The sequence below is a fragment of the Micromonospora sp. NPDC023869 genome, assembly GCF_055559695.1.
The window spans coordinates 284,766-307,119 of sequence record NZ_JBVHKD010000007.1 but is presented as its reverse complement, the minus strand read 5'-3'; the positions used below and the strand labels follow the sequence as shown (position 1 = coordinate 307,119).

General features: G+C 71.9%; 20 protein-coding genes. 10 read left to right on the top strand and 10 right to left on the bottom strand.

What is annotated here, in order from left to right; all coding sequences use genetic code 11:
* Positions 1–190 precede the first annotated feature (190 nt).
* Both ACZ31C_RS21110 and ACZ31C_RS21105 read left to right on the top strand, forming a co-directional pair.
* Positions 191–1,312: a glycosyltransferase family 2 protein gene (locus ACZ31C_RS21110; RefSeq protein ID WP_465796778.1), complete on the top strand. Its 1,122-nt coding sequence runs from the start codon at positions 191–193 to the stop codon at positions 1,310–1,312.
* A gap of 32 nt (positions 1,313–1,344) precedes the next feature.
* Positions 1,345–2,832 (top strand): phytoene desaturase family protein, encoded by a 1,488-nt coding sequence (locus ACZ31C_RS21105; protein ID WP_465796723.1) that lies wholly within the window; start codon positions 1,345–1,347, stop codon positions 2,830–2,832.
* 128 nt (positions 2,833–2,960) lie between these two features.
* Here the strand turns inward: ACZ31C_RS21105 and ACZ31C_RS21100 are convergent, their stop codons facing one another.
* Complete coding sequence (locus ACZ31C_RS21100; RefSeq protein ID WP_449954165.1) at positions 2,961–3,650, bottom strand: CDP-alcohol phosphatidyltransferase family protein; 690 nt, start codon at positions 3,648–3,650, stop codon at positions 2,961–2,963.
* A gap of 43 nt (positions 3,651–3,693) precedes the next feature.
* Positions 3,694–4,611: a methylenetetrahydrofolate reductase [NAD(P)H] gene (gene metF, locus ACZ31C_RS21095; RefSeq protein WP_350696323.1), complete on the bottom strand. Its 918-nt coding sequence runs from the start codon at positions 4,609–4,611 to the stop codon at positions 3,694–3,696.
* A gap of 154 nt (positions 4,612–4,765) precedes the next feature.
* Here metF and ACZ31C_RS21090 point away from each other — a divergent pair, with 154 nt between their 5' ends.
* The gene (locus tag ACZ31C_RS21090; protein ID WP_465796722.1) at positions 4,766–5,848 is read left to right on the top strand and encodes a polyprenyl synthetase family protein; all 1,083 of its coding nucleotides are present in this window, start codon (positions 4,766–4,768) and stop codon (positions 5,846–5,848) included.
* A 44-nt stretch (positions 5,849–5,892) separates the two neighbouring features.
* On the opposite strand, the gene ACZ31C_RS21085 is transcribed toward ACZ31C_RS21090, so the two are convergent.
* The gene (locus ACZ31C_RS21085) at positions 5,893–6,267 is read right to left on the bottom strand and encodes an Rv2175c family DNA-binding protein (RefSeq protein ID WP_350696320.1); all 375 of its coding nucleotides are present in this window, start codon (positions 6,265–6,267) and stop codon (positions 5,893–5,895) included.
* A 211-nt stretch (positions 6,268–6,478) separates the two neighbouring features.
* Here ACZ31C_RS21085 and pknB point away from each other — a divergent pair, with 211 nt between their 5' ends.
* Positions 6,479–8,476 (top strand): Stk1 family PASTA domain-containing Ser/Thr kinase, encoded by a 1,998-nt coding sequence (gene pknB, locus ACZ31C_RS21080; protein ID WP_465796721.1) that lies wholly within the window; start codon positions 6,479–6,481, stop codon positions 8,474–8,476.
* Positions 8,476–9,351, top strand: coding sequence for a deoxyribonuclease IV (locus ACZ31C_RS21075; protein WP_465796720.1), 876 nt, complete (start codon positions 8,476–8,478; stop codon positions 9,349–9,351). The genes pknB and ACZ31C_RS21075 overlap by 1 nt, the downstream gene beginning before the upstream one ends.
* 104 nt (positions 9,352–9,455) lie before the next feature.
* On the opposite strand, the gene ACZ31C_RS21070 is transcribed toward ACZ31C_RS21075, so the two are convergent.
* The 4 genes from ACZ31C_RS21070 to ACZ31C_RS21055 all read right to left on the bottom strand — a co-directional run bounded on the left by ACZ31C_RS21070 (position 9,456) and on the right by ACZ31C_RS21055 (position 14,457).
* Positions 9,456–10,484 (bottom strand): threonine aldolase family protein, encoded by a 1,029-nt coding sequence (locus tag ACZ31C_RS21070; protein WP_465796719.1) that lies wholly within the window; start codon positions 10,482–10,484, stop codon positions 9,456–9,458.
* A 107-nt stretch (positions 10,485–10,591) separates the two neighbouring features.
* Positions 10,592–11,998 (bottom strand): class II 3-deoxy-7-phosphoheptulonate synthase, encoded by a 1,407-nt coding sequence (locus tag ACZ31C_RS21065; protein WP_465796718.1) that lies wholly within the window; start codon positions 11,996–11,998, stop codon positions 10,592–10,594.
* Positions 11,999–12,084: 86 nt separating this feature from the next.
* A complete protein-coding gene (locus ACZ31C_RS21060; RefSeq protein WP_465796717.1) occupies positions 12,085–12,591 on the bottom strand; it encodes a hypothetical protein in 507 nt (168 codons plus the stop codon).
* A gap of 246 nt (positions 12,592–12,837) precedes the next feature.
* Positions 12,838–14,457, bottom strand: a complete 1,620-nt coding sequence (locus ACZ31C_RS21055) for a glycosyl hydrolase family 18 protein (protein WP_396742563.1) — start codon at positions 14,455–14,457, stop codon at positions 12,838–12,840.
* Positions 14,458–15,355: 898 nt separating this feature from the next.
* On the opposite strand from ACZ31C_RS21055, the gene ACZ31C_RS21050 reads away from it, so the two are divergent.
* The 5 genes from ACZ31C_RS21050 to ACZ31C_RS21030 all read left to right on the top strand — a co-directional run bounded on the left by ACZ31C_RS21050 (position 15,356) and on the right by ACZ31C_RS21030 (position 20,268).
* Positions 15,356–16,720, top strand: a complete 1,365-nt coding sequence (locus ACZ31C_RS21050; protein WP_465796716.1) for a quaternary amine ABC transporter ATP-binding protein — start codon at positions 15,356–15,358, stop codon at positions 16,718–16,720.
* Positions 16,717–17,604: an ABC transporter permease gene (locus ACZ31C_RS21045; protein ID WP_465796715.1), complete on the top strand. Its 888-nt coding sequence runs from the start codon at positions 16,717–16,719 to the stop codon at positions 17,602–17,604. Before ACZ31C_RS21050 ends, ACZ31C_RS21045 begins: the two co-directional genes overlap by 4 nt.
* Before the next feature lie 99 nt (positions 17,605–17,703).
* The gene (locus ACZ31C_RS21040) at positions 17,704–18,606 is read left to right on the top strand and encodes a glycine betaine ABC transporter substrate-binding protein (RefSeq protein WP_465796714.1); all 903 of its coding nucleotides are present in this window, start codon (positions 17,704–17,706) and stop codon (positions 18,604–18,606) included.
* Positions 18,607–18,777: 171 nt separating this feature from the next.
* Positions 18,778–19,269 (top strand): glutathione peroxidase, encoded by a 492-nt coding sequence (locus tag ACZ31C_RS21035; protein ID WP_465796713.1) that lies wholly within the window; start codon positions 18,778–18,780, stop codon positions 19,267–19,269.
* A gap of 327 nt (positions 19,270–19,596) precedes the next feature.
* Positions 19,597–20,268 carry an NADPH-dependent F420 reductase gene (locus ACZ31C_RS21030; RefSeq protein WP_465796712.1) on the top strand — a complete coding sequence of 224 codons (672 nt, stop codon included), beginning with the start codon at positions 19,597–19,599 and terminating at the stop codon, positions 20,266–20,268.
* A gap of 51 nt (positions 20,269–20,319) precedes the next feature.
* Here ACZ31C_RS21030 and ACZ31C_RS21025 read toward each other — a convergent pair whose 3' ends face one another.
* The 3 genes from ACZ31C_RS21025 to proC form a co-directional block, all read right to left on the bottom strand.
* Complete coding sequence (locus ACZ31C_RS21025; RefSeq protein WP_465796711.1) at positions 20,320–20,892, bottom strand: GNAT family N-acetyltransferase; 573 nt, start codon at positions 20,890–20,892, stop codon at positions 20,320–20,322.
* A 42-nt stretch (positions 20,893–20,934) separates the two neighbouring features.
* Positions 20,935–21,285, bottom strand: a complete 351-nt coding sequence (locus tag ACZ31C_RS21020) for a DUF2203 domain-containing protein (RefSeq protein WP_350696298.1) — start codon at positions 21,283–21,285, stop codon at positions 20,935–20,937.
* Positions 21,286–21,374: 89 nt separating this feature from the next.
* The gene (proC, locus tag ACZ31C_RS21015; RefSeq protein ID WP_350696296.1) at positions 21,375–22,193 is read right to left on the bottom strand and encodes a pyrroline-5-carboxylate reductase; all 819 of its coding nucleotides are present in this window, start codon (positions 22,191–22,193) and stop codon (positions 21,375–21,377) included.
* Between the last annotated feature and the right edge of the window lie 161 nt (positions 22,194–22,354).

Genomic DNA, 22,354 nt, shown 5'->3' with positions numbered 1-22,354 from the left:
CGCCGGCATGAGCGAGCGTCAGCGAGCGAATCGTCAACGCAGTGCGGAAGTGCCTCATGACGGCGCGCAGCGAAGCGAAGCGCCGGCATGAGCGAGCGTCAGCGAGCGAATCGTCAACGCAGTGCGGAAGTGCCTCATGACGGCGCGCAGCGAAGCGAAGCGCCGGCATGAGCGAGCCCCAGTGAGCGAGCTGTCGCTCGCCGTGTTCGGCGTGCTCGTCGTGCTGACCGGGCACTCCCTGGTCAATGCCGGCCGCTGGTTGCGCCGTCCCGCGTCGGGGCCGGTCGAGGTCACCGAGGCGGTGACGGTGCTGCTGCCGCTGCGCGACGAGGCCGCCCGGGTGACCCCGTGCCTGCGGTCCCTGCTCGCTCAGCGGGGCGTACCCGGGCTGCGGGTCGTGGTGCTCGACGACGGGTCCACCGACGGTACCGCCGACGTGGTCCGCGCGGTGGTCGGCGACGACGCGCGGGTCACCCTGGTCACCGGGATCGCGCCGCCGCCGGGCTGGCTGGGCAAGCCGCACGCCTGCTGGCAACTGGCCGACCGCGCCGACCCGTCGACGACCGCGCTGGTCTTCGTGGACGCCGACGTGGTGCTCGACCGGTACGCGGTGGCGGCGGCGGTGACCGAGCTGCGCGCCGCCGGGGCGGCGCTGCTGTCGCCGTACCCGCGGATCGTGGTGCGGACGGCGGCGGACCGGCTGGTGCAGCCGCTGTTGCAGTGGTTGTGGCTGAACTTCCTGCCGCTACGCGCGATGGAGCGTTCGCCCCGGCCGTCGCTGGCTGCGGCGGGCGGTCAGTTCCTGGTCGTGGACCGCGCCGGTTACCTGCGGGCCGGTGGGCACGCGGCGGTGGCCGACCGGGTGCTGGAGGACATCGAGCTGGCCCGGGCGGTGAAGCGGTCCGGCGGCCGGATCGCCCTCGCCGACGGTTCCCGGCTGGCCGCCTGCCGGATGTACGACGACTGGCCGCAACTGCGCGACGGCTACACCAAGTCGCTCTGGGCCACGTTCGGGCATCCGCTCGCCGCCGCCGTGGTGATGTCCCTGCTGCTCCTGCTCTACACCGCGCCGCCGCTGGTCGCCGTCGGCGCGCTGCTGGCCGGCGCGCCGGTGGTGGCCGGGCTCGCGCTGTCGGCGTACCTGCTGGGGGTGGTCGGTCGGGTGGTCAGCGCACGCGCCACCGGCGGCCGGGCCTGGCCCGACGCGCTGGGCCACCCCGTGTCGGTCGCGGTCCTCGGTTGGTTGACCGTACGGTCGTACCATCTGCGCAAGCGGCGGCGCCTGTCCTGGCGCGGCCGACCGGTCGGCTAGGCCCTGGTAGGCCCACTCTGGGAGGACATCGCATGGCGCGGATCGTGGTCGTCGGCGCCGGAGTGGGTGGACTGGCGGTCGCCGCCCGGCTGGCCGTCACCGGGCACCAGGTGACCGTCCTCGAACGGGCCGACACGGTCGGCGGCAAACTCGGGCGGTACACGCACGACACCGCCTCCGGGTCGTTCCACTTCGACACCGGTCCCAGCCTGCTCACCCTGCCCGGGATCCTCCACGAGCTGTTCGAGGCGACCGGGGCCAAGCTCGACGAGTACGTCGACCTGGTCGAACTGGACCCGATCGTGCGGCACGTCTTCCCCGACGGTGGGCCGGTGCTCGACTCCTGCGCCGACCCGACGGAGTTCGCCGCCCGTATCGGCGCCACCCTCGGCGACCGGGCGGCGGCCGACTGGCAGCGGCTGTGGCGGCGCGCCGGCCGGGTGTGGCGGGCCTCCGAGCACGACATCCTGCGCCGCCGCGTCGACTCGCCCCGGGACCTGACCCGGCTGGCCTGGCGGCTCGGCGACCTGGCCGCCATCCGGCCCGGACAGAGCCTGCGCGGGCTGGGTCGCGCCCACCTGTCCGACCCTCGGCTGCGAATGCTGCTGGACCGGTACGCCACCTACACCGGCGCCGATCCGCGCCGCGCGCCCGCCGCGCTGGTCGCGGTCCCCTACGCGGAGCTGGCGTTCGGCGGCTGGTATCTGCGCGGCGGGCTGGGCAGCCTCGCCGACGCGCTGCTGTCGCGCTGCCTGGACCTCGGCGTGGTCGTCCGCACCGGCGCCACGGTCACCCGGATCGACGCGGCGGGCGGGCGGGTGCACGGCGTACGCGTCGACGGGCAGACCGCCCCGGTGCCGGCCGACGTGGTGGTGGCCAACGTCGACGCGCTCACCGTCTATCGGGACCTGCTGCCCGATCCGCGCCGGCTGGCCGGGCTCACCGACCGCAGCCTGGCCGGTTTCGTGCTGCTGCTCGGCGTACGCGGCGACTCCGGGCTGGCCCACCACACCGTCTTCTTCCCGCACGACTACGACGCCGAGTTCGACGCGATCTTCGGTGCCCCGGGACGCGGCGTACGCGCCCGGCCGGCCACCGACCCGACGGTCTTCGTCACGGTGGCGGACGACCCGGCGGTCCGCCCGGCCGGACACGAGTCGTGGTTCGTGCTGGTCAACGCCGCCCGCCACGGCACCGCGCCCGGTGCGGTGAACTGGCGGCGGCCGGGGCTGGCGGCGGCGTACGCGGACCGGATCCTCGACGTGCTGGCCGAGCGGGGCATGGACGTCCGGGACCGGTTGGTGTTCCGTGAGATCCGTACCCCGGCCGACCTGGCCGACTCCACCGGCGCGCCGGGTGGAGCCATCTACGGTACGGCCGGTGGTCTGCTCCGCCCGGCCAACCGGGGAGCGGCGCACGGACTGTGGCTGGTCGGCGGCTCCAGCCATCCGGGTGGTGGCCTGCCGATGGTGACCCTGTCCGCGCAGATCGTCGCCGACGAGATCGGGCCCGCCTGGTAGGTGCGGGTGGGGTGTAAGGAAGGGCACCTTCTTAACGCCTGCGGTAGAGAAAGGGCCCCCTGTTAACACCGGCGGACCGGCGCACCCCGACGCCCTGGCGGCCGACGCACCAGCGGGTCGGCGGCGGGTCAGTCGGCGTCGATCAGGGCCCGGCGGACGGCGGAGAGCAGTTGGCCCAGGCCGAAGGCGGCCAGCAGCACCCACACCGCCGTCGCCATGGTGATCGTGCCGGCCGCCAGGTCCAGCTCGATCAGCCCGGTCAGACCGGCCAGCAACAACCCGGCGACGGCCACGCAGACCCGGGTGGGCCGCTCCCCCACGGTCACCGCGCCGATCTCGCGCATCCCGGCGGCGACCGCCCGGGCCCGGACGTACTCGTGCAGCCAGGACAGCGCGCCGGCTGCGGCGACCAGCCCGCCCGGCGCACCGACCAGCCAGAACGCCACCAGCCAGGCGGCCTCGCCGAGCCGGTCGGCAAGCGAGTCGTAGACGTAGCCGAGCCGGGTGGTGCGGCCGGTGGCCACCGCCACCGCGCCGTCGACGCTGTCCGCTACCGAGGCGAGCAGCACGAACAGCGCGGCCAGGAACGGCCCGTCGCCCGGCCGCCCGGCGAACAGCGGTACGCAGAGGCAGAGCAACACGCCGAAGACGGTGACCGCGGTCGGGCCGACCCGGAGCCGGCCGAGCAGGAACCCGACGTGGTAGGCGAAACGGAGCCAGCCGCGGACCACGGGGGTGGCCGCCCGGGGGTCGAACCCACCGTGCAGCCGGGCCCACGCCGTGGCGTACTCGTTCCAGTTCAGCTGTCTGCCCACCACGGTTCAACCGACCCGACGGCGCTGAGGTGTCGCGCCCGCCGCGTCACGTCGCGGCGCCCACCCGCAGGTTCTGCCAGATCTCACGGGTCGCGGTGGAACGGTTGAAGGTGATGAAGTGGATCCCGGGGACGCCCTCGTCGAGCAGTCGCCGGCACATCTCGCTGGTCTGCTCGATACCGAGCCGGCGGACCGCCTCCGGATCGTCGGCGACCCGCTCGAACCGCGCGGCCAGGGCCGGCGGGAACGGCGCCCCGGAAAGCTGCTCGGAACGTTCGATCGTGCCGATCTTGGTCACCGGCATCACGCCGGCCAGGATCGGCGTGTCGCACCCGGCGGCGGCCACCCGGTCACGCAGGCGCAGGTACTCGTCGGCGTCGAAGAACATCTGGGTGATCGCGAACTCGGCGCCGGCCCGGCACTTGCGAACGAAGTAGTCGGTGTCGGTGTCGACGTCCGGCGAGCGCGGGTGACGGTACGGGAAGGCGGCGACGCCGACACTGAAGTCGCCGGAGCGGCGGACCAGCCGGACCAGGTCCTCGGCGTAGTTCACGCCGTCCGGGTGCGGCACCCACTCGCCGTTGGGGTCGCCGGGCGGGTCGCCCCGCACCGCCAGCACGTTGCGCACCCCGACACTGGCCAGCCGACCGATCACGTGCCGCAGCTCGGCCACCGAGTGGTTGACCGCGGTCAGGTGGGCCATCGGCAGCAGAGTGGTCTCGGTGGCCACCCGCTCGGTGACCGCGACCGTGGTGTCCCGGGTCGTACCGCCGGCACCGTAGGTGATCGAGACGAACGAGGGGCGCAACGGCTCCAACTCGCGGATCGCCTGCCAGAGCTGCCGCTCACCCTGCTCGGTCTTGGGCGGCATGAACTCGAAGGAGAAGGTCGGCTGGCAGTCGCGGACCAACTCCCCGATCGCCGGTTGCGAGTTCGGGAGGATCGAGGGAAGTCCGAGCGCCACGCACCGACTCTAGCGGCCGGTCCCGCGTACCCCCAGCACCTTCCCAGGGGTGGGGACGTGGCCGACGCCCGCCGGAAGGCGGGGCGACCCAGCCACGGCGCGCCGGACGGTGGGTGGGTCGCCGTGTCCGGCCCCGACCCATTAGCGTCGGGACGTGACCCACGCTGCTCCTGTCTCCCCCGTCGACCGTGCCGGCCTGCGCCAACGCGTCGACAAGGCACTGGCCGACTTCCTCGCCGCCCGCCGGACCTGGATGACCGGCGTCGACGACGCGCTGGTGCCGGTGGCCGAGGCGATCGAGGCGTTCGTGCTCGGCGGCGGCAAGCGGCTGCGGCCCGCCTTCGCCTACTGGGGGTACCGGGGCGCCGGTGGGGTGGACACCGATCCGGTGGTGACCGCCCTGGCCGCGCTGGAGTTCGTCCAGGCCAGCGCCCTCATCCACGACGACCTGATGGACCGGTCGGACACCCGACGGGGTGAGCCGGCGGTGCACCGTCGGTTCGCCACCCGGCACCGGTCGGCCGGCTGGGGCGGCGACCCCGACGGGTTCGGCGACGCGGCGGCCATCCTGCTGGGTGACCTCTGCCTGGTCTGGTCCGACGAGCTGCTGCACTCCGCCGGGCTCGACCCGCGGACGGTGGCGCGTGCCCGGCCGGACTTCGACGAGATGCGGACCGAGGTCACCGTCGGGCAGTACCTGGACGTGGTGACCCAGGCGACCGGCGACACCTCGCTGGAGCGGGCCGGCAAGGTCGCGCGGTACAAGTCGGCGAAGTACACGGTGGAGCGGCCGCTGCTGCTCGGCGCGGCGCTGGCCGACGCGCCCGCCGACGTCCGCATCGCCTACTCGGCGTACGGGCTGCCGCTGGGCGAGGCGTTCCAGTTGCGCGACGACGTGCTGGGCGTCTTCGGCGACCCCGCGCAGACCGGCAAGCCGGCCGGTGACGACCTGCGCGAGGGCAAGCGGACGTACCTGGTCGCGGCGGCGATGGAGGCCGCCGACGAGGCCGGGCGCGCGCTGCTGCTCGCCGGGCTCGGCGACGCCGACCTGGACACCGAGGGCGTGGCCCGGCTGCGTGAGCTGATCTCCTCGACCGGGGCGCTGGCCCGCACCGAGCAGCGCATCGTCACGCTCACCGACGCGGCGCTCGCCGCGCTGACCGCGGTGGACCTGGACACCGAGGCCCGGCAGGCCCTGGTGGACCTGGCCATCGCCGCCACCCGCCGGGCCGACTGACCGGTGCACTGCGCGACCGGGCCGGCGGGTCGGGGGCGGTCGGGTCAGAAGCCGAGGGCCTGCGCGCGGCGCTTGATCTCGCGGGCCTGGTCGCCGGCCAGGGCGGCGGCGGGGGTGCCACCGGGCAGGGAGGCGTCGGGCTCGTAGAGCCAGCGCAGCGCGGCCTCGTCGTCGTAGCCGGCGTCGGCCAGCAGGTTGAGCACGCCGGGCAGGTGCTTGAGCACGGTGCGGTTGGCCACCAGGTCGGCGGGGATCCGCCGGACGCCGTCGCGGCGTACCGCGATCAGCTCACGATCCCGGATCAGCTGGTGGACCTTGCTGATCGTCAGGTCGAGCCGTTCGGCGACGTCCGGCAGGGTCAGCCAGTCGGCGGGGCCGGCCTCGGGCGCGGCACCCTCGGCGGGTACGGAGTCGGTCACCGGACCACCCTGCCATGCCACCCTCCCCCCGGGTCAACGACCTCCCGTCAGCGCGCTGAGCAGGGACGGCGGAACCCGGAGTACGCAGGGTGGCCCCACGGAGGCGGCTGCGGCGGTAGCATCCTGTTCTGCTCCACCTCACGCCCGGATCCACCTCCATCCGGAAACTAAAATTCTACCTACCACCCCCGGACACATAGACTCCCTGCCGATGGACACACAGGTCGCCGACACGTTGCTGGGCTCGCTGATCGACGGGCGCTACCGCATCCGCGGTCGCGTGGCTCGTGGCGGCATGGCGACCGTGTACACCGCCACCGACGAGCGGCTCGAACGCACCGTCGCACTGAAGACCATTCACGCCACCGCCGGTGCCCCGGGACGCCCCGGGCTGGCCGGCTTCGTCGACCGCTTCACCGACGAGGCCAAGACCATCGCCCGGCTCACCCACCCCAACGTGGTGGCCGTCTACGACCAGGGCACCCACGACGGGATGCCCTACCTCGTGATGGAGTACGTGCGCGGTCGTACGCTGCGCGAGGTGCTGGCCGAGCGACGCCGGCTCAACCCGGACGAGGCACTGGCGATCACCGAGCAGGTGCTGGCGGCCATCGCCGCCGCCCACCGGACCGGGTTGGTGCACCGCGACATCAAGCCGGAGAACGTGCTGGTCGCCGAGGCGCCCAGCGGCGGCCCGGCCAACCTCGTCGACGGGGTGGTCAAGGTCACCGACTTCGGGCTGGCCCGGGCGGTCGAGGCCAGCACCGACCACGACAACGGCAACCAACTGATGGCCACCGTGGCGTACGTCGCGCCGGAGCTGGTCACCGACGGCCGGGCGGATGCCCGCACCGATGTCTACTCGACGGGCATCATGCTGTTCGAGATGCTCACCGGCCGGGTGCCGTACGAGGGTGACCGGCCGATCGACATCGCCTGGCAGCACGTCGACCGGGACGTCCCCGCACCGTCGTCGCTGGTCCCCGGCCTGCCCAGGGTGCTCGACGACCTGGTTGCCCGGGCCACCCGACGTGACCCGGCGGCCCGTCCCGCCGACGCCGGTGCCCTGCTGGCCGAGGTGCAGGTGGCCCGGGACGGCCTCGGCACCGCGAACAGTCACACCACCATGCTGCCGTCGCTCGCCGACACGCCGGTGGTCTCCCAGCCGACGATGGTGGTCTCGACGGTTCGCCCGCCCGAGCGGCCGCCCTGGGCCCGACTGCCCGAGGACAGCGCCGGTCCCCCGCCCCGGGGCCGACGCCGGGCCGCCCCGAGTGGCGGCGACGGACTGCCCGCCCAGTTGGCCGCGCTGCGGGCCCGTCTGTTCGGCGGGGACTCCGGCGGGCGCCTGGCCATCGCCGCCGTCGTGGTGGTGCTCGGGCTGGTCGCCGCGCTCGGTGGCTGGTGGTTCGGGGTCGGCCGGTACACCACCGCGCCGGAGCTGGTGAGCATGAGCAAAGCCGAGGCGGAGTCCCAGGCGTCCCAGGGCGGCTTCACGATCCGCTACGCCGAGCCCCGGCATGACGATCAGGTGCCGCGCGACGGCGTGCTGGCGCAGGAGCCGGCTTCCGCCGCCCGGGTCCTCAAGGGCGGCACCATCACCCTGACCCTGTCGCTGGGACCGGACCGATTCCCGATGCCGGACGTGGTCGGCAAGGACTTCGACCTGGCCGAAGCGGATCTGGCCAACGCACAGCTCGAGGTCGTCAAGGGCCCGGCCCGGTTCGACGACGGCCTGCCCGAGGGCATGGTGGTGGCCACCAAGCCGGAGGCGGGCGAGGAGGTCAAGCCGGGGCAGGAGATCACCGTCTTCCTCAGCAAGGGACGGGCCCCGATCACCGTGCCGAACCTGGTCGGCAAGAGCCTCAACGAGGCGCGCGGGATCATCGGCCAGCTCGGCCTGGTGCTGGTCGAACCGACCTACAAGGAGTCCGACAAGCCCCGCGACGAGGTGCTCGGGCAGAGCCCGGCCGACGGCAGCGGAGTGGAGAAGGGCGCCCAGGTCCGGCTGGAGGTCAGCGAGGGGCCGCCGCAGGTGACCGTGCCCCGCGTCGTCGACCTGCCCTGCCAGCAGGCCAAGCAGGTGTTGGAGAGCCAGGGCTTCCAGGTCTCCGTGCAGTTCAACCCGAACGCCGTCGCCCGCTTCCAGAACCCGAGCGAGAACGCCCAGGTGCCGCCCGGCAGCCAGATCACCATCGGGTGCTTCTGATGACCGCGGCGCACCCCGGCCACCGGCCGCTCGGCTCGCACACGCCCACCTCCGGAGGGCTGGCGAAGGCGGCACTGCCGTACGTCGACGGGGCCGGGTCCGAGGTGGCCCAGGTCTACGTCGGCAACTCCCGGGGCTGGGCGACGCCGGCCGGTGACCCGGTGCAGGACACGCTGTTCCGCGACGGCTGCGCCGAACGCGGCGTGAGCGCGTACATTCACGCGTCGTTGCTGGTCAACCTGGGGTCGCCGACGGAGGCCACGGTCGAGCGTTCGGTGCAGAGCCTGGCCCACGCGCTGCGCCGGGGTGCCGCGATCGGCGCGCGTGCCGTGGTGTTCCACGCCGGCAGCGCGGTCGACGCCGGGCACGCCGAAGCGGCCATGCGGCAGGTACGCGAGTCGCTGCTGCCGCTGCTGGACTCGGCCGCCGCCAGTGACGGGCCGATGCTGCTGGTGGAGCCGAGCGCCGGTGGCGGCCGGTCCCTGGCCAGCCGGGTGGAGCATCTCGGGCCCTACCTCGACGCGGTGGACCGCCACCCCTGGCTCGGCGTCTGCTTCGACACCTGCCACGCCTGGGCCGCCGGGCACGACCTGGCCGCCGAGGGCGGAATGACCGAGACGCTGGACATCCTGGTGGCCACCGTCGGCGCGGACCGGCTGCGGCTGGTGCACGCGAACGACTCGAAGGACCTGTGCGGTTCCACCCGCGACCGGCACGAGACCATCGGCAAGGGCCTGATCGGCGAACCGGCCTTCGCCGAGCTGATGCGGCACCCGGCCACTGCGGGCGTGCCGATCCTGGTGGAGACGCCCACCGAGGGGCACGAAGGCCACGCCGCCGACATCGCCACGCTGCGCCGCCTCGCCCCCGCCTGACCCTCTGGCCGAGCCGGACCGGGCTCCCCGGGTCTCCGGCGTCCGCCGGCCGTACCCACTGGCCTGCCGGCCCGCCGCCACGCGCGGGCGCGGCGGCGGGTGGGTCAGCGGCGCAGGATGCGGGTGAGCACGGTGGCGGCCCGGTCCACCTCGTCGTCGGTGACGTCCAGGTGGGTCACCAGCCGGGCGGTACGCGGGCCGAGGACCGAGACCAGGACACCGTCGGCACGGGCTGCGGCGGCCAGCGCCGGCGCGTCCAGGGACGCCTTGGTCAGGTCCAACGGGACCAGGTTCGTCCGCGCGGCATTCGCCAGCACCCCGAACGGCGCGATCGCCTCGGCCAGCCGGGCCGCCTTCGCGTGGTCCTCGGCGAGCCGGTCGACGTGGTGGGCCAGCGCGTACCGTCCGGCGGCAGCCAGGAAGCCGGCCTGGCGCATCCCGCCCCCCATTCGCTTCCGGATCAACCGGGCCCGGTCGATCCGCTCGGCACTGCCGATCACCAGCGAGCCGACCGGTGCGCCCAGCCCCTTGGACAGGCAGACCGACAGCGTGTCGAAGAGCGCACCGTACCCGGCCAGCGGCACCCCGTCGGCCACGTGCGCGTGCCAGATCCGGGCACCGTCGCAGTGCAGCGCCGCCTGCGCGGAGTCGGCCACCTCCCGCAACGCGCGGAGCGTGTCCAGCGGGATCACCCCGCCGCCGCCCCGGTTGTGGGTCTGCTCCACGGCGATCGCCCGGGTGGGCACCGCCCAGTAGCCGTCCGGCCGGACCATGCCGGCGACCACGTCGGGGTCGATCTGCGCGCCCACCGCCGGCCAGGTCCGCGAGGTGATCCCGCCGTACGCGGCAGCCGCGCCCATCTCGTACGTGATGACGTGCGCGTCGGCGTCGCAAAGCAACTCCGCGCCGGGCGGCACCACCAGTTGCAGGGCGATCTGGTTGGCCATCGACCCGCTCGGGCAGAACAGCGCCGCCTCGTGCCCGAACAGCGCGGCGACCTCGGCCTCCAGCGCGTTGACCGTCGGGTCCTCGCCGTAGACGTCGTCGCCGACCTCGGCGGTGGCCATCGCCTCCCGCATTCCGGCGGTCGTCCGGGTCACCGTGTCCGACCTCAGATCGATGAAATCAGCCACAATTGTCCCTTCGGCCGCCGACTGCGGGGCTCGCAAGCTCACTCCTCGCGTCAGCCACCATCACTCTTGGGCCGCCGACTGCGGGGCTCGCAAGCTCACTCCTCGCGTCAGCCACGGAGCATCTCCGCTACGAGGAACGCCAACTCCAGCGACTGCTGGGTGTTCAGGCGGGGGTCACAGGCGGTCTCGTACCGGCCGGGCAGGTCCAGGTCGGCGATGCCCTGCGCGCCGCCCAGGCACTCGGTGACGTCCTCGCCGGTCAGCTCGACGTGCAGGCCACCCGGATGGGTGTCCAGCCCCCGGTGCACCTCGAAGTAGCCCAGCACCTCGTCGACGATCCGGTCGAAGTGCCGGGTCTTGTAGCCGTTGGACGACTCGTGGGTGTTGCCGTGCATCGGATCGCACTGCCACACCACCTTGGCCCCGGCGGCGGTCACCTTCGCCACGATCGGCGGCAGCGCGTCCCGGACCTTGTGGTTGCCCATCCGGCTGATCAGCGTGAGCCGGCCGGGGATGTTGTCCGGGTTGAGCTTCTCGCACAGCTCGATGGCGTCGTCCGGGGTGGTGGTCGGGCCGAGCTTGACGCCGATCGGGTTGGCGATGCGGGAGATGAAGTCGATGTGCGCCCCGTCGAGCTGCCGGGTCCGCTCGCCGATCCACAGGAAGTGCCCGGACAGCCCGTACGGCCGGTTGTCGGAGACCCGGGTCAGCGCGCGGTCGTACTCCAGCGCCAGGGCCTCGTGGGAGCAGTAGAGGGTGACCGTGCGCAGCGCCTCGTCGTCGGTCATCCCGCAGGCCCGGATGAAGGCCATCGCCCGGTCGATCTCCCGGGCGATCGCCTCGTACCGCTCGCCGGCCGGGGAGTTGCGCACGAAGCCCTTGTTCCAGTCGTGCACGGCGTGCAGGTCGGCGAGCCCACCGGCGAGGTACGCGCGGAGCATGTTCATCGCGGCGGCCGAGTTCGCGTACGCCCGGATCATGCGCTGCGGGTCGGCGACGCGCGCCTCCGGCGTGGCCTCCAGCGAGTTGATCATGTCGCCGCGATAGGCCGGCAGCCCCCGGGCGTCGGTCGGCAGCGACCGGGGCTTGGTGTACTGCCCGGCCACCCGGGCCACCTTGACCACCGGCAGCGAGGCGCCGTAGGTGAGCACGATCGCCATCTGCAGCAGCGTGCGGGCGTTGGCCAGCAGGTGACTCTCGGTGTTGTCGGCGAAGGTCTCCGCGCAGTCACCGCCCTGGAGCAGGAACGCCTTGCCCTCGCAGACCAGGGCGAGACGCTGGCGGAGCTGGTCGACCTCGTACGGCGCGACCACCGACGGGACCCTGTCCAGGACCTTGCAGACCTCCGCCACCTGGGCGGGGTCCGGCCAGGGTGGGGTCTGGGCCCGTGGCAGCTCCCGCCAGCGGTCCAGGCCGAGGGCCTCGTCCTCGGCGGAGTTCACGGTCGGACGGCTGGTCTGCAACACCGGGCTGCCCACCGACGGATGGCTCAACTGATGCCACTCATGGCGCATGAATCCCAGCGTACGGCGACCGGCCGGGTGGGCGACCGGCGAGGGGCCGGGTTCCGGCAGATGGACGCGTCAGGCGAGCGCGCAGATCACGGAGTCGACGCCGGGGCGCTGCCGTCCGGCGCCACCGGCGCGGGGCTGTTCCCGCCCGGCCGTTCGGCGGAGATGCACCAGTCGAGCCCGTCCCGGGTGACCGTGAACAGCAACGCGCGGGTGGCTTCGCGGCGACCGGCGGTCACTGTGACCGAGACGCTGACCTCCTGTCCGGCCTCTCCGGGCCGGATGTCGACGATCTCGGAGCGGGGCACCTCGAAGTGGTCGGCGAAGTCACCGTTGGGGCCGGTGGCGGCCCCGTCGAACGCCTCGTGCAGCGCGGCGCAGAGCTGGCTGCGCCCGGCCGCCACGTCCTTGGCCGCCATCGCGTCGAGGTACGCCTGCACCCGCTCGCGCGCCTTGGTCATGGCTTCCTCGGCGGGGGCCCGACCGGGCTGCTCCGCCTCGTCCTCCCCGCCCAGCAGGCCGCACCCGACCAGCGCGGACGGCATGATCGCGAGCAGCACGGCGGTGACGACGGTTCGCCGGAATCTCGTTGGCATCGCTGTCGTGACCTCCCGCCCGCTCGATCGGCGCGAGTCTGTCACACCCGCCCCTGGTGTAAGGAAGGGACCCTTCCTATCGCTTTTTGTATAGGAAGGGTCCCTTCCTTACACGCACCCCCGCACCCCCGCGCCCACGCACCCCACGCAGCCCACGCAGACCCGCGCGGCGTGCGGTGGGCAGGCGGACGGGGAGGGGCCGGTGCGGCCCCTCCCCGTCGTGTGGGTGATGCGTCGGCCTTCGGCTCAGCCGAGACCGCCCTTGATGGCGCCGATCAGCTCACCGTTGCTGGTGTCTCCGGAGAGCTCCCAGAAGAACGCGCCACCGAGGCCCTGGTTCTTCGCGTACGTCATCTTGCCGCCGATGGTGGACGGGGTGTCGTAGCTCCACCAGTTGCTGCCGCACTTGGCGTACGCGGTGCCGCCGACGGTGCCGGTGGCCGGGCAGGTGTTCTTGAGCACCTTGTAGTCCTCGATGCCCTGCTCGTAGGTGCCGGGGGCGGGCCCGGTCGCCGTGCCGCCGGGCGTCGTCTGGGTCACGCCGGTCCAGCCCCGGCCATAGAAGCCGATGCCGAGCAGCAGCTTGTTGGCGGGGATGCCCTTGCTCTTGAGCTTCTGGATGGCGGCGTCCGACCAGAAGCCCTGCTGCGGGATACCGGTGTACGAGTTGAGCGGCGAGTGCGGGGCGGTGGGGCCCTGCGGGGCGAAGGCGCCGAAGTAGTCGTACGTCATCGGCATGATCCAGTTGAGGTGGGTCGCGGCGCCGGCGTAGTCGGTCGCGTCGATCTTGCCGCCGTTGCTGCCGTCCGCGGTGATCGCGGCGGTCACCAGCGCCGACGAGCCGAACCGGGTACGCAGCGCGCTGACCACGTTCTTGAACGCGTTCGGGCCGCTGGCGTCACAGGTCAGGCCGCAGGCGTTGGGGTACTCCCAGTCGATGTCGATGCCATCGAAGACGTCCGCCCAGCGCGGGTCCTCGACCATGTTGTAGCAGCTCTCCGCGAAGGCGGTCGGGTTCTGCGCGGCCTGGGTGAAGCCGCCGGACCAGGTCCAGCCGCCGACCGAGAAGATCACCCTGATGTGCGGGTACATCTTCTTGAGCTTGCGCAGCTGGTTGAAGTTGCCCCGCAGCGGCTGGTCCCAGGTGTCGGCGACGCCGTCGACGCTCTCCGCCGCGGTGTAGGCCTTCTCGTAGTCGGCGTAGCTGTCACCGATCGTGCACCGGCCGCCGGTGGTGTTGGCGAACGCGTACAGGATGTGGGTCAGCTTCGACGCCGAGCCGCTGGTGTGGATGTTCTTGACGTGGTAGTTGCGTCCGTAGACGCCCCACTGGGTGAAGTAACCGACCACCTTCTGGCCGCTCGGCGGCGGCGTGGTCGGGGGCGGGGTGGTGGGCGGCGGAGTCGTGGGCGGAGCGGTGGTCGGCGGGGTGGTGGTGGGCGGCGTCGTGGTGGGCGGCGGGGTGCCGCCGCCGCAGGCCACGCCGTTGACCGTGCAGTTCAACGGCGCGCGGTACGCACCGGTGCCGTTGTAGCCCCAGCTGAAGGAGGCGCCCGGGGCCAGCCCACCGGCCCAGCTCTTCTTGACGGCCACGTAGCGGTTGCCGTCGCGCGTGACGTCGGCGTCCCAGGAGCTGCTGATGCTGGTGCCCGAGGGCAGCTCGAACTCGATGCGCCAGGTGCTGACGGTGGCGGTCGAGCCGTTGGTGACGGTGACCCGCGTCTCGTGACCGGTCCCCCAGTCCGACACCCGGCTGAACGAGGTGGTCACGCTTCCGGCGCCGAACGCCGAGGCCATCGGGACCGTGGCGACGGTCACCGCGACCACGGCGCCGACCCAGAGGGCCCGGCGGAGCGATCTCTTCATGTGGCGTCTCCAAACAGTTAGGAAACTTTCCAAAAGGATGAGGAGACGCTACTCACACGACACCACTTCGTCAAGATGTCCATGTATCGATCCCGGCGCGATCGGGACCCGCTCCACCCCGGGAGCACACCGCCCCCGAGCAGCGGAACCGGCACCCCACCGCCCGGCGGCACACCCGCAGGCCCGGCCGGACCGCCCACCCGTGGGGGCGCAATCAGGCACATCACCTCACGCGAGCGCCGCGCCCGGCGTCCCCGTGCCTGGCGTCGGATCGACGACGGCATCGAGCCCCACCGCCGGAACCTCAACCAACGCCGGTCGACATCTGTCGATCGCCGCCCCTGCGGCCAACCGCAGGAATTCGGAGCCTGCCGGAACCGTATAGATCCCATGGAGATTCTGTCTCGGTTTCACGAAGGTTCCATGTCGAATCCATGAATATCCGCATCGGTCGAATTCACCGTACGCAATGACGCAGCGAACCCGATCGACGGAGAATGTGGTACGGCCGGATCCACAGGGCGCGTGGAACCATGCGGACAAGCAGAAGTCATCGGGACACTACGGCTACGAACCGTGAGCGCAACCACGCTCGATATAAGCCGTTTTGCCCGATAATATCCACCATTGGAGGTACCCGCCAGTTACCCGATCCTCCATCCCGGAACTGCACTTCTGCCACCCATACTGTCCGCAATGGCCGACGCCGCAACGTATTCCAATCGCTCCGCTTCCGGCCCGGGATCGCAACGAGGTTTTCGTCAACGGAAACTCTTCGGGTAGGGTCTTGTCTCGCTCACCCGGGACTGTCCTGCCTCCGGCCGGCCCACGGAACGACAGATTATCGATAGATGCGCGTACGTCGCCCGAGAATGACGTCGTACCATAAGCCCTTGGAATGGAGACCGTGTCCGCACTCAGAGTGAACTCCCTGTACAAGGTCTACGGGAACCGCGCCGACAAGGCGATGGCAATCCTGAGGAACGGCGCAGGCCGGGACGAGGAGCTGGCGGGGCTACCGGTCACGGCTGCGGTCGTCGACGCGAACTTCGAGGTCAAACGCGGCGAGATCTTCGTGGTCATGGGCCTGTCCGGCTCGGGGAAGTCCACCCTGATCCGGATGCTGAACGGACTGCTACCCGCCACGCACGGCACGGTGGAGGTCGACGGGGTCGACATCACCAAGCTCAAGCCCGCCGCGCTGCGCAAGCTACGCCGCGAGAAGATCAGCATGGTCTTCCAGCACTTCGCGCTCCAGCCGCACCGGTCGGTGTTGGACAACGCCGGCTACGCGCTGGAGGTCGCGGGCATGCCCCGCGCCGAGCGCCGGGAGAAGGCACTGCAGGCGCTCCGGATGGTCGACCTGGACAAATGGGCGGACAAGCTGCCGCAGGAACTGTCCGGCGGCATGCGCCAACGGGTCGGCCTGGCCCGCGCGCTCGCCGCCGGCACCGACATCATGCTCATGGACGAGGCCTTCTCCGCGCTCGATCCGCTCATCCGCCGCGAGGTGCAGGACCAACTCCTCGAACTACAGGCCGAGCTCGGCAAGACGATCGTGTTCATCACGCACGACCTCAACGAGGCGATGCGCCTCGGTGACCGCATCGCGGTCATGCGTGCCGGCCGGATCGTCCAGATCGGCACCGCCGAGGAGATCCTCACCGACCCGTCCAACGACTACGTCGCCCAGTTCGTCGCCGATGTCGACCGGACCAGGATCCTCACCGCGGCGGCGGTCATGGAACGGCCGCTCGGCGTCGTGGACGTGAACTCCGGCCCCCGGGTGGCCGCTCGCGTGCTGCGTGAGACCCAGACGTCAGCGGTCTACATCACCGGCCGCGACAAGCGGTACCTGGGCACCGTGACCGCCGACGACGCCGCCCGGGCAGTCCGGAACGGACTGACGAACCTTCAGGAGGTCGTGTCGACCGAGCACGCCCGAATGGTCGACGACACGACGCCGGTGGCCGACATCTTCGCGCCCTGCGCCCAGAGCCCGGCACCGGTGGCCGTGGTCGACGCGACCGGGCGGCTCGCCGGCGTGATTCCGCGGGTCACGCTGCTGAGCGCCCTGGGCAGCATCAGCGCTGAGGCCAGCGCTGCCACCGCCACGCCGGAGCCCGCCGGCACGACGCCGACCGCCGACGCGGTGCAGACCGGTGAAACGGCCGACACGCCGACCGGAGACGGCACCGCACCGCAGGTACCGGTGCAGGTGGTTGCCGAGCCGTCGGTCCGCCTCACGGGAGAGCCCGCATGAACCGCGCCGACAGTCTCGACGACATGCTCCCGTACATCCGGATCGGCGACGCGTTCAAGACCGGCGTCGACTGGTCGAGAGAGCATCTGTCCGCCGTCTTCGACGGCATCGCCGCCACCGTCGACGCACTGGTCGAGCCGCTGGTGGACCTGCTGACCGCGCCCCCGGCGATCGTCATGGTATTGATCTTCGCCGGCCTCGGCTGGTGGCTGCGAAGCTGGAAGTTCGGCCTGGGCACCTTGCTCGGACTCGGCATGGTGGCCGGGATGCCGATCTGGGACCAGACCATGAGCACGCTGGCGCTGGTCCTGGTGGCCAGCGGACTCGCCCTGCTGCTCGCCGTACCGACGGGCATCTTCATCGCGGAGAACCGCCGCGCCTCGGCAATCGTCCGACCGGTGCTCGACCTGATGCAGACGATGCCCGCATTCGTCTATCTGATCCCAGCCATCTTCTACTTCGGCGTCGGCGCCGTGCCCGGCGTGCTGGCCACCGTGGTGTTCAGCATGCCGCCCGGGGTACGCCTGACCGAGTTGGGCCTTCGCCAGGTCGACCGCGAGGTCATCGAGGCCGGCGAGGCGTTCGGCGCTTCGCCGTGGAAGATCCTGCTGCGCACCAAACTGCCACTGGCCCTGCCCACCATCATGACCGGCGTCAACCAGGTCATCATGCTGGCGCTGTCGATGGTCGTCATCGCCGGGATGGTCGGCGCCGGTGGTCTCGGCGAGGTGATCATGACGGCACTCGCCCGGGTCCAGGTCGGCGCGGGCTTCGAGGGCGGCATCGCCGTGGTGATCCTGGCGGTGGTGCTCGACCGCCTCACCGACTCGATCGGCGCGCGTACCGCGTCCGCGAAGGCGCAACGCGCCATGCAACGAGCCTGATCCCCCGACCTGACCCACGCAGGGAAGTCCCGTTGCCGGTGCCCTGCCTCGCTACCGCGAGTTCCGCCGGTGCACAGCAACGAGGGAAGGAAACTCCACATGTGGAGCAGTAAATTGGTGCGCCGGGTCGCGCTGGCGGCCACCGCCGCCTTGGCGCTGACCGGTGCCGCTGCCTGCGGCAACTCCGACGATTCTGCCGGCGGTGACAACAAGAAGATCACCATCGGCTACATGTCCTGGGACGAAGCCATCGCCGCCTCGTACCTCTGGAAGAACCTGCTGGAGGAGAAGGGCTACGAGGTCGAGCTCAAGAACGTCGAGGCGGGGATCGTCTACCAGGGTCTGTCGACCGGCGACATCGACCTCTTCCTCGACAGCTGGCTGCCGCAGACGCACGCCGACTACATGAAGGAGTACGGCGACAAGCTCGAGAACCTCGGCGTCTGGTACGACGACGCCCGCCTGAGCATCGCCGTGCCCGAGTACGTCAGCGACGTCAACTCGCTGGAGGACCTGGCCGACAAGGCCGACACCTTCAACGGCGAGATCATCGGCATCGAGCCTGGCGCCGGCCTGACCGCCGCCACCCAGGACAAGGTCATCCCGGAGTACGGCCTGACCGGCAAGCTGAGCCTGAAGACCTCGTCGACCCCGGCCATGCTGGCCGCGTTGGACGGCGCGATCAAGGACCAGAAGCCGATCGTGGTGACCCTGTGGCACCCGCACTGGGCCTACGCGAACTACCAGCTCAAGGACCTCTCGGACCCGAAGGGCACGCTCGGCGGGACCGAGGAGATCAACACCCTGGCCCGTGAGGGCTTCAGCGCGGACTTCCCCGAGGCCGCCGAGATGCTGAAGAAGTTCAAGATGGACACCCAGCAGCTCGGCTCGCTGGAAGACCTGATGTTCAACGTGCACCAGGACGACGAGCCGAAGGCCGTCGAGGAGTGGCTGAAGGCCAACCCGGACTACGCCGGCACGCTCGAACCCGCCGCCTCCTGACGACTCGGCACTTAACGATCCGCCGTCGGTGGTGGGGCCCACGTGGCCCCGTCACCGGCGGCGGATCCGTCTCCCGGATGCCACACCGCACCCGTCGCCGGTGGTTACCGAGCGGTAGATCGCCGCGCGGCGCTGCGGGCAACCAGGCCGGCCAGCGGTAGCCTCGCGGTCATGACCGTCTTCGACATCCCGATCGGCGCGCTCACCGGCGGCCCGGCCGACCTCTCCCAGTACCGTGGCCAGGCGCTGCTGGTGGTCAACGTGGCATCCCGCTGCGGCCTCACCCCGCAGTACGCCGGCCTGCAGGAACTCCAGGACGAGTACGCCGACCGGGGCCTGGTGGTGCTCGGCGTGCCGTGCAACCAGTTCGCCGGCCAGGAACCGGGCAGCGCCGCCGAGATCAGCGAGTTCTGCCAGGTCAACTACGGGGTGAGCTTCCCGCTGACGGAGAAGGTCGACGTCAACGGCCCGGACCGCCACCCGCTCTACGCCGCTCTGGTGCAGACCCCCGACGCCGACGGCCACACCGGCGACGTCCGCTGGAACTTCGAGAAGTTCCTGGTCGCCCCGGACGGCACCGTCGCCGCCCGGTTCGCCCCCACCGTCACCCCCGACGACCCCACCCTGCGCACCACCGTCGAGAAGACCCTCCCCACCCCCTGAACCCCCTTCCCCACCCCCGACGGTGTGCGTCACCGGAGTTGACCAAGGAGTTTGCACCCTCAGACCTGCCCCTTCCGTGACCAAACTCCTTGATCACCCCGAGGGTCGGCGTCTGGGCGGGGCAAGATCCGCGCAACTTCAGCGATATTGCTGTCTCCGGGCACGCCTGAGGCAGCAGTATCCGTGAAGTTGCGCGGATCATGATGAGCCGCGAAGCAAGTCCATGATCGGCGGGGTGGACCGGATCCGGCGAGAACCCGGGGCCGGTGGCCGAAGGCGGGGGTAGGTTCGGACGTGACGGGTCGGCGTGTGGCGGGAGGATCTGGCGTGTCGGTCGTAGGGCTGATCGGGAGCGGGCACATCGGGAGCACCGTGGCACGGCTGGCGGTGGCCGCCGGGTACGAGGTGGTGGTGAGCAACTCGCGCGGGCCGGAGACGCTCGCCGACCTGGTCGACGAGTTGGGGCCGCACGCCAGCGCGGGCACCGCCGACGCCGCCGCCGAGGCCGGTGACCTGGTGGTGGTCACCATCCCACTCAAGGCGTACCGGTCGGTGCCGGTCGCGCCGCTGGCCGGCAAGGTCGTCATCGACACCAACAACTACTACCCGCAGCGGGACGGCCGGTTCCCCGAGCTGGACGAGGGCACCGCCACCAGCAGCGAGCTGCTGCAACGTCATCTGCCCGAGGCGCGCGTGGTGAAGGCGTTCAACAACATCCACTTCAGGCACCTGTCCTCCCTGGCCCGACCGAGCGGCGCAGCCGACCGTAGCGCGCTGCCGATCGCCGGTGACGACGCCGAGGCCAAGGCCGTGGTCACCGCGTTCCTCGACCGCATCGGCTACGACGCGGTGGACGCCGGCAGCCTCGCCGAGAGCTGGCGGTTCCAGCCGGACACCCCGGCCTACGGCACGGTCTATTCCGCCGACCCGGCGAACTGGCAGCAGGAGGCCCCCGGCGACGCCGACAAGGTACGCGCGGCACTGGCCGAGGCCGGCTGACCCGTCAGCTCTCGCCGGCCGCCAGCACGGGTGACGGTCCCGGCTCCAGGTTCATCCGTCGACCGCCGCCGTGCCCGTGCGGCGGGCCCGCCACTCCGGTGCCAGCACCGACCAGACCTCCAGGTCGACCCGCCCGCCCGGGCGGGACAACACCTCCCGCAGTACGCCGTCGCGCCGCATGCCCAGTCGGCGCGCCACCGCGATGCTGCGGACGTTGCCGGCGTTGGTGCGCCACTCGACCCGGTGCAGTCCGCGCTCGACCAGCGCCCAGTCGATGATCCGTCCGACCGCGCGGGTCACCAGGCCACGCCCCTCGGCCGCCGGTTCCAACCAGCAACCCGCCTCACAGACCCCGGTCGCCGCGTCGAACGACACCAGCAGCACCCCACCGACCAGCCGGTCCCCCAACCAGATGCCCCAGATCCCGCCGCCGTCACGGGCCCACCGGTCCGCGTACCGCTGCAACACGTGCCGCGCCCCGTCCAGGTCGGTCGCCACGAAGGACGGCCCCACCCAGGGTGAGATGTGCTCCCGGGCCCGGTCCAGGTTGGCCAGGAACTCCTCGGCATGCCACGGATCGAGCGGACGCAACTGCGCGTCCTCCGTCAGGTCAATGGCGAACATCAGCGAACTCCCGTCATCGGTCGCTCCGGCTGCACCGGCTCCTCAGAGCGGGCGGCGGCCGGCGAAGCCGCAGTCGGCGCGGTGGTACCAGCGCACGTCGCTGTCGCCTTCCAGCCAGCACCAGAGCACCTGGCGGCCGTCGCGTTCGCCGGGGAAGTCGAGCAGGATCGGTGCCAGGCTCTTAACCTCGATGCCGGGTTGCCGCAGCTCGTCGAGGATGGCGTGCAGGCGGGCCTCCAGCGCCTTCACCTCGGGTCGACCGCCGAGCGCGCTCAGCCCGTGGGTGGCCAGGTCGGTCTGCAACTCGGCCAGGTCGGCCCGGACCCGGATCAGCTCGTCGATACGGGGGTGCAGGGTGGCCACCAGGTGCCGGGCCTGGGCGAGTGTGAACACCGCGACAGTATGCGGCACGCCTGGCAGCGGCAGGAGCCCGCGGGGACCCGCGTCGCCGGGTCGTCGTCAGCGCGTACCGGCGTCGCCGCTCACTCGGCCTGGGCGGCCAGCTCGCGGGCCCGGTCCCGGGCCGCCTCCAGAGCGGCCAGCAGCGCCGCGCGTACGCCGTGGTTCTCCAGCTCGCGGACGGCGGAGATGGTGGTGCCGGCGGGCGAGGTGACCGCCTCGCGCAGCTTCACCGGGTGCTCGCCGGAGTCGCGCAGCATCACCGCCGAGCCGATCGCGGTCTGCACGATCAGGTCGTGCGCCACCTGCCGGGGCAGGCCGAGCAGGATGCCGGCGTCGGTCATCGCCTCGACCAGCAGATAGAAGTACGCCGGGCCGGAGCCGGAGAGCGCGGTGACGGCGTCCTGCTGGGTCTCGGGGACCCGGATCGTCGCGCCGAGCGGCTTGAACATCTCCTCGGCCAGCGCCAGGTGCGTGCCGGTGGCATGCGCCCCGGCGGAGATGGCGGTCATCGCCTGGTCCACCAGGGCGGGGGTGTTGGTCATCACCCGGACCACCGGGGTGCCCTCGGGCAGTCGGCGGCTGAAGAAGCTGCTGGGCAGGCCCGCGCAGAGCGAGATGACCAGCTTGTCGGCGGGCACCTTGGGCCCGATCTCGTCCAGCAGGGCGGCGGCGTCCTGCGGCTTGACCGAGACGGCGAGCACGTCCGCCTCGTCGACGGCGGTGAGGTTGTCCACCACCCGGACGCCGTAACGGGCGGCGATCTCCTCGGCGCGTGCCGGTCGGCGGGCGGTGGCCAGCAGCCGGTCCACCGGCCAGCCGGACCGCAGCAGGCCGGAGAGCATCAGCTCGCCGATCTTGCCCGCGCCGATCACCGCGACGGTGTGCACCCCGGCTGACACCTGACGTACCCCCTTCGGGTACCGGCGTGGGGGGGGGGGGGGGGGGCCCCCCCCCCCCCCCCGGCGCGCCCCCCCCCCCCCCCCCACCAAAACCCCGGCGGGGGCCCGCCCACCGCCCCCACGGAGGAGACCGGCGGGGGGGGGGGGGGGGGGGCGGCGCG

Coding starts and splice junctions, on each gene's coding strand:
- ACZ31C_RS21060 (WP_465796717.1), bottom strand. CDS start 12,591: ATGCCAACGAGATTCCGGCGAACCGTCGTCACCGCCGTGCTGCTCGCG.
- ACZ31C_RS21065 (WP_465796718.1), bottom strand. CDS start 11,998: ATGCGCCATGAGTGGCATCAGTTGAGCCATCCGTCGGTGGGCAGCCCG.
- ACZ31C_RS21105 (WP_465796723.1), top strand. CDS start 1,345: ATGGCGCGGATCGTGGTCGTCGGCGCCGGAGTGGGTGGACTGGCGGTC.
- pknB (WP_465796721.1), top strand. CDS start 6,479: ATGGACACACAGGTCGCCGACACGTTGCTGGGCTCGCTGATCGACGGG.
- ACZ31C_RS21045 (WP_465796715.1), top strand. CDS start 16,717: ATGAACCGCGCCGACAGTCTCGACGACATGCTCCCGTACATCCGGATC.
- ACZ31C_RS21035 (WP_465796713.1), top strand. CDS start 18,778: ATGACCGTCTTCGACATCCCGATCGGCGCGCTCACCGGCGGCCCGGCC.
- ACZ31C_RS21075 (WP_465796720.1), top strand. CDS start 8,476: ATGACCGCGGCGCACCCCGGCCACCGGCCGCTCGGCTCGCACACGCCC.
- ACZ31C_RS21040 (WP_465796714.1), top strand. CDS start 17,704: ATGTGGAGCAGTAAATTGGTGCGCCGGGTCGCGCTGGCGGCCACCGCC.
- ACZ31C_RS21025 (WP_465796711.1), bottom strand. CDS start 20,892: ATGTTCGCCATTGACCTGACGGAGGACGCGCAGTTGCGTCCGCTCGAT.
- ACZ31C_RS21055 (WP_396742563.1), bottom strand. CDS start 14,457: ATGAAGAGATCGCTCCGCCGGGCCCTCTGGGTCGGCGCCGTGGTCGCG.
- ACZ31C_RS21050 (WP_465796716.1), top strand. CDS start 15,356: ATGGAGACCGTGTCCGCACTCAGAGTGAACTCCCTGTACAAGGTCTAC.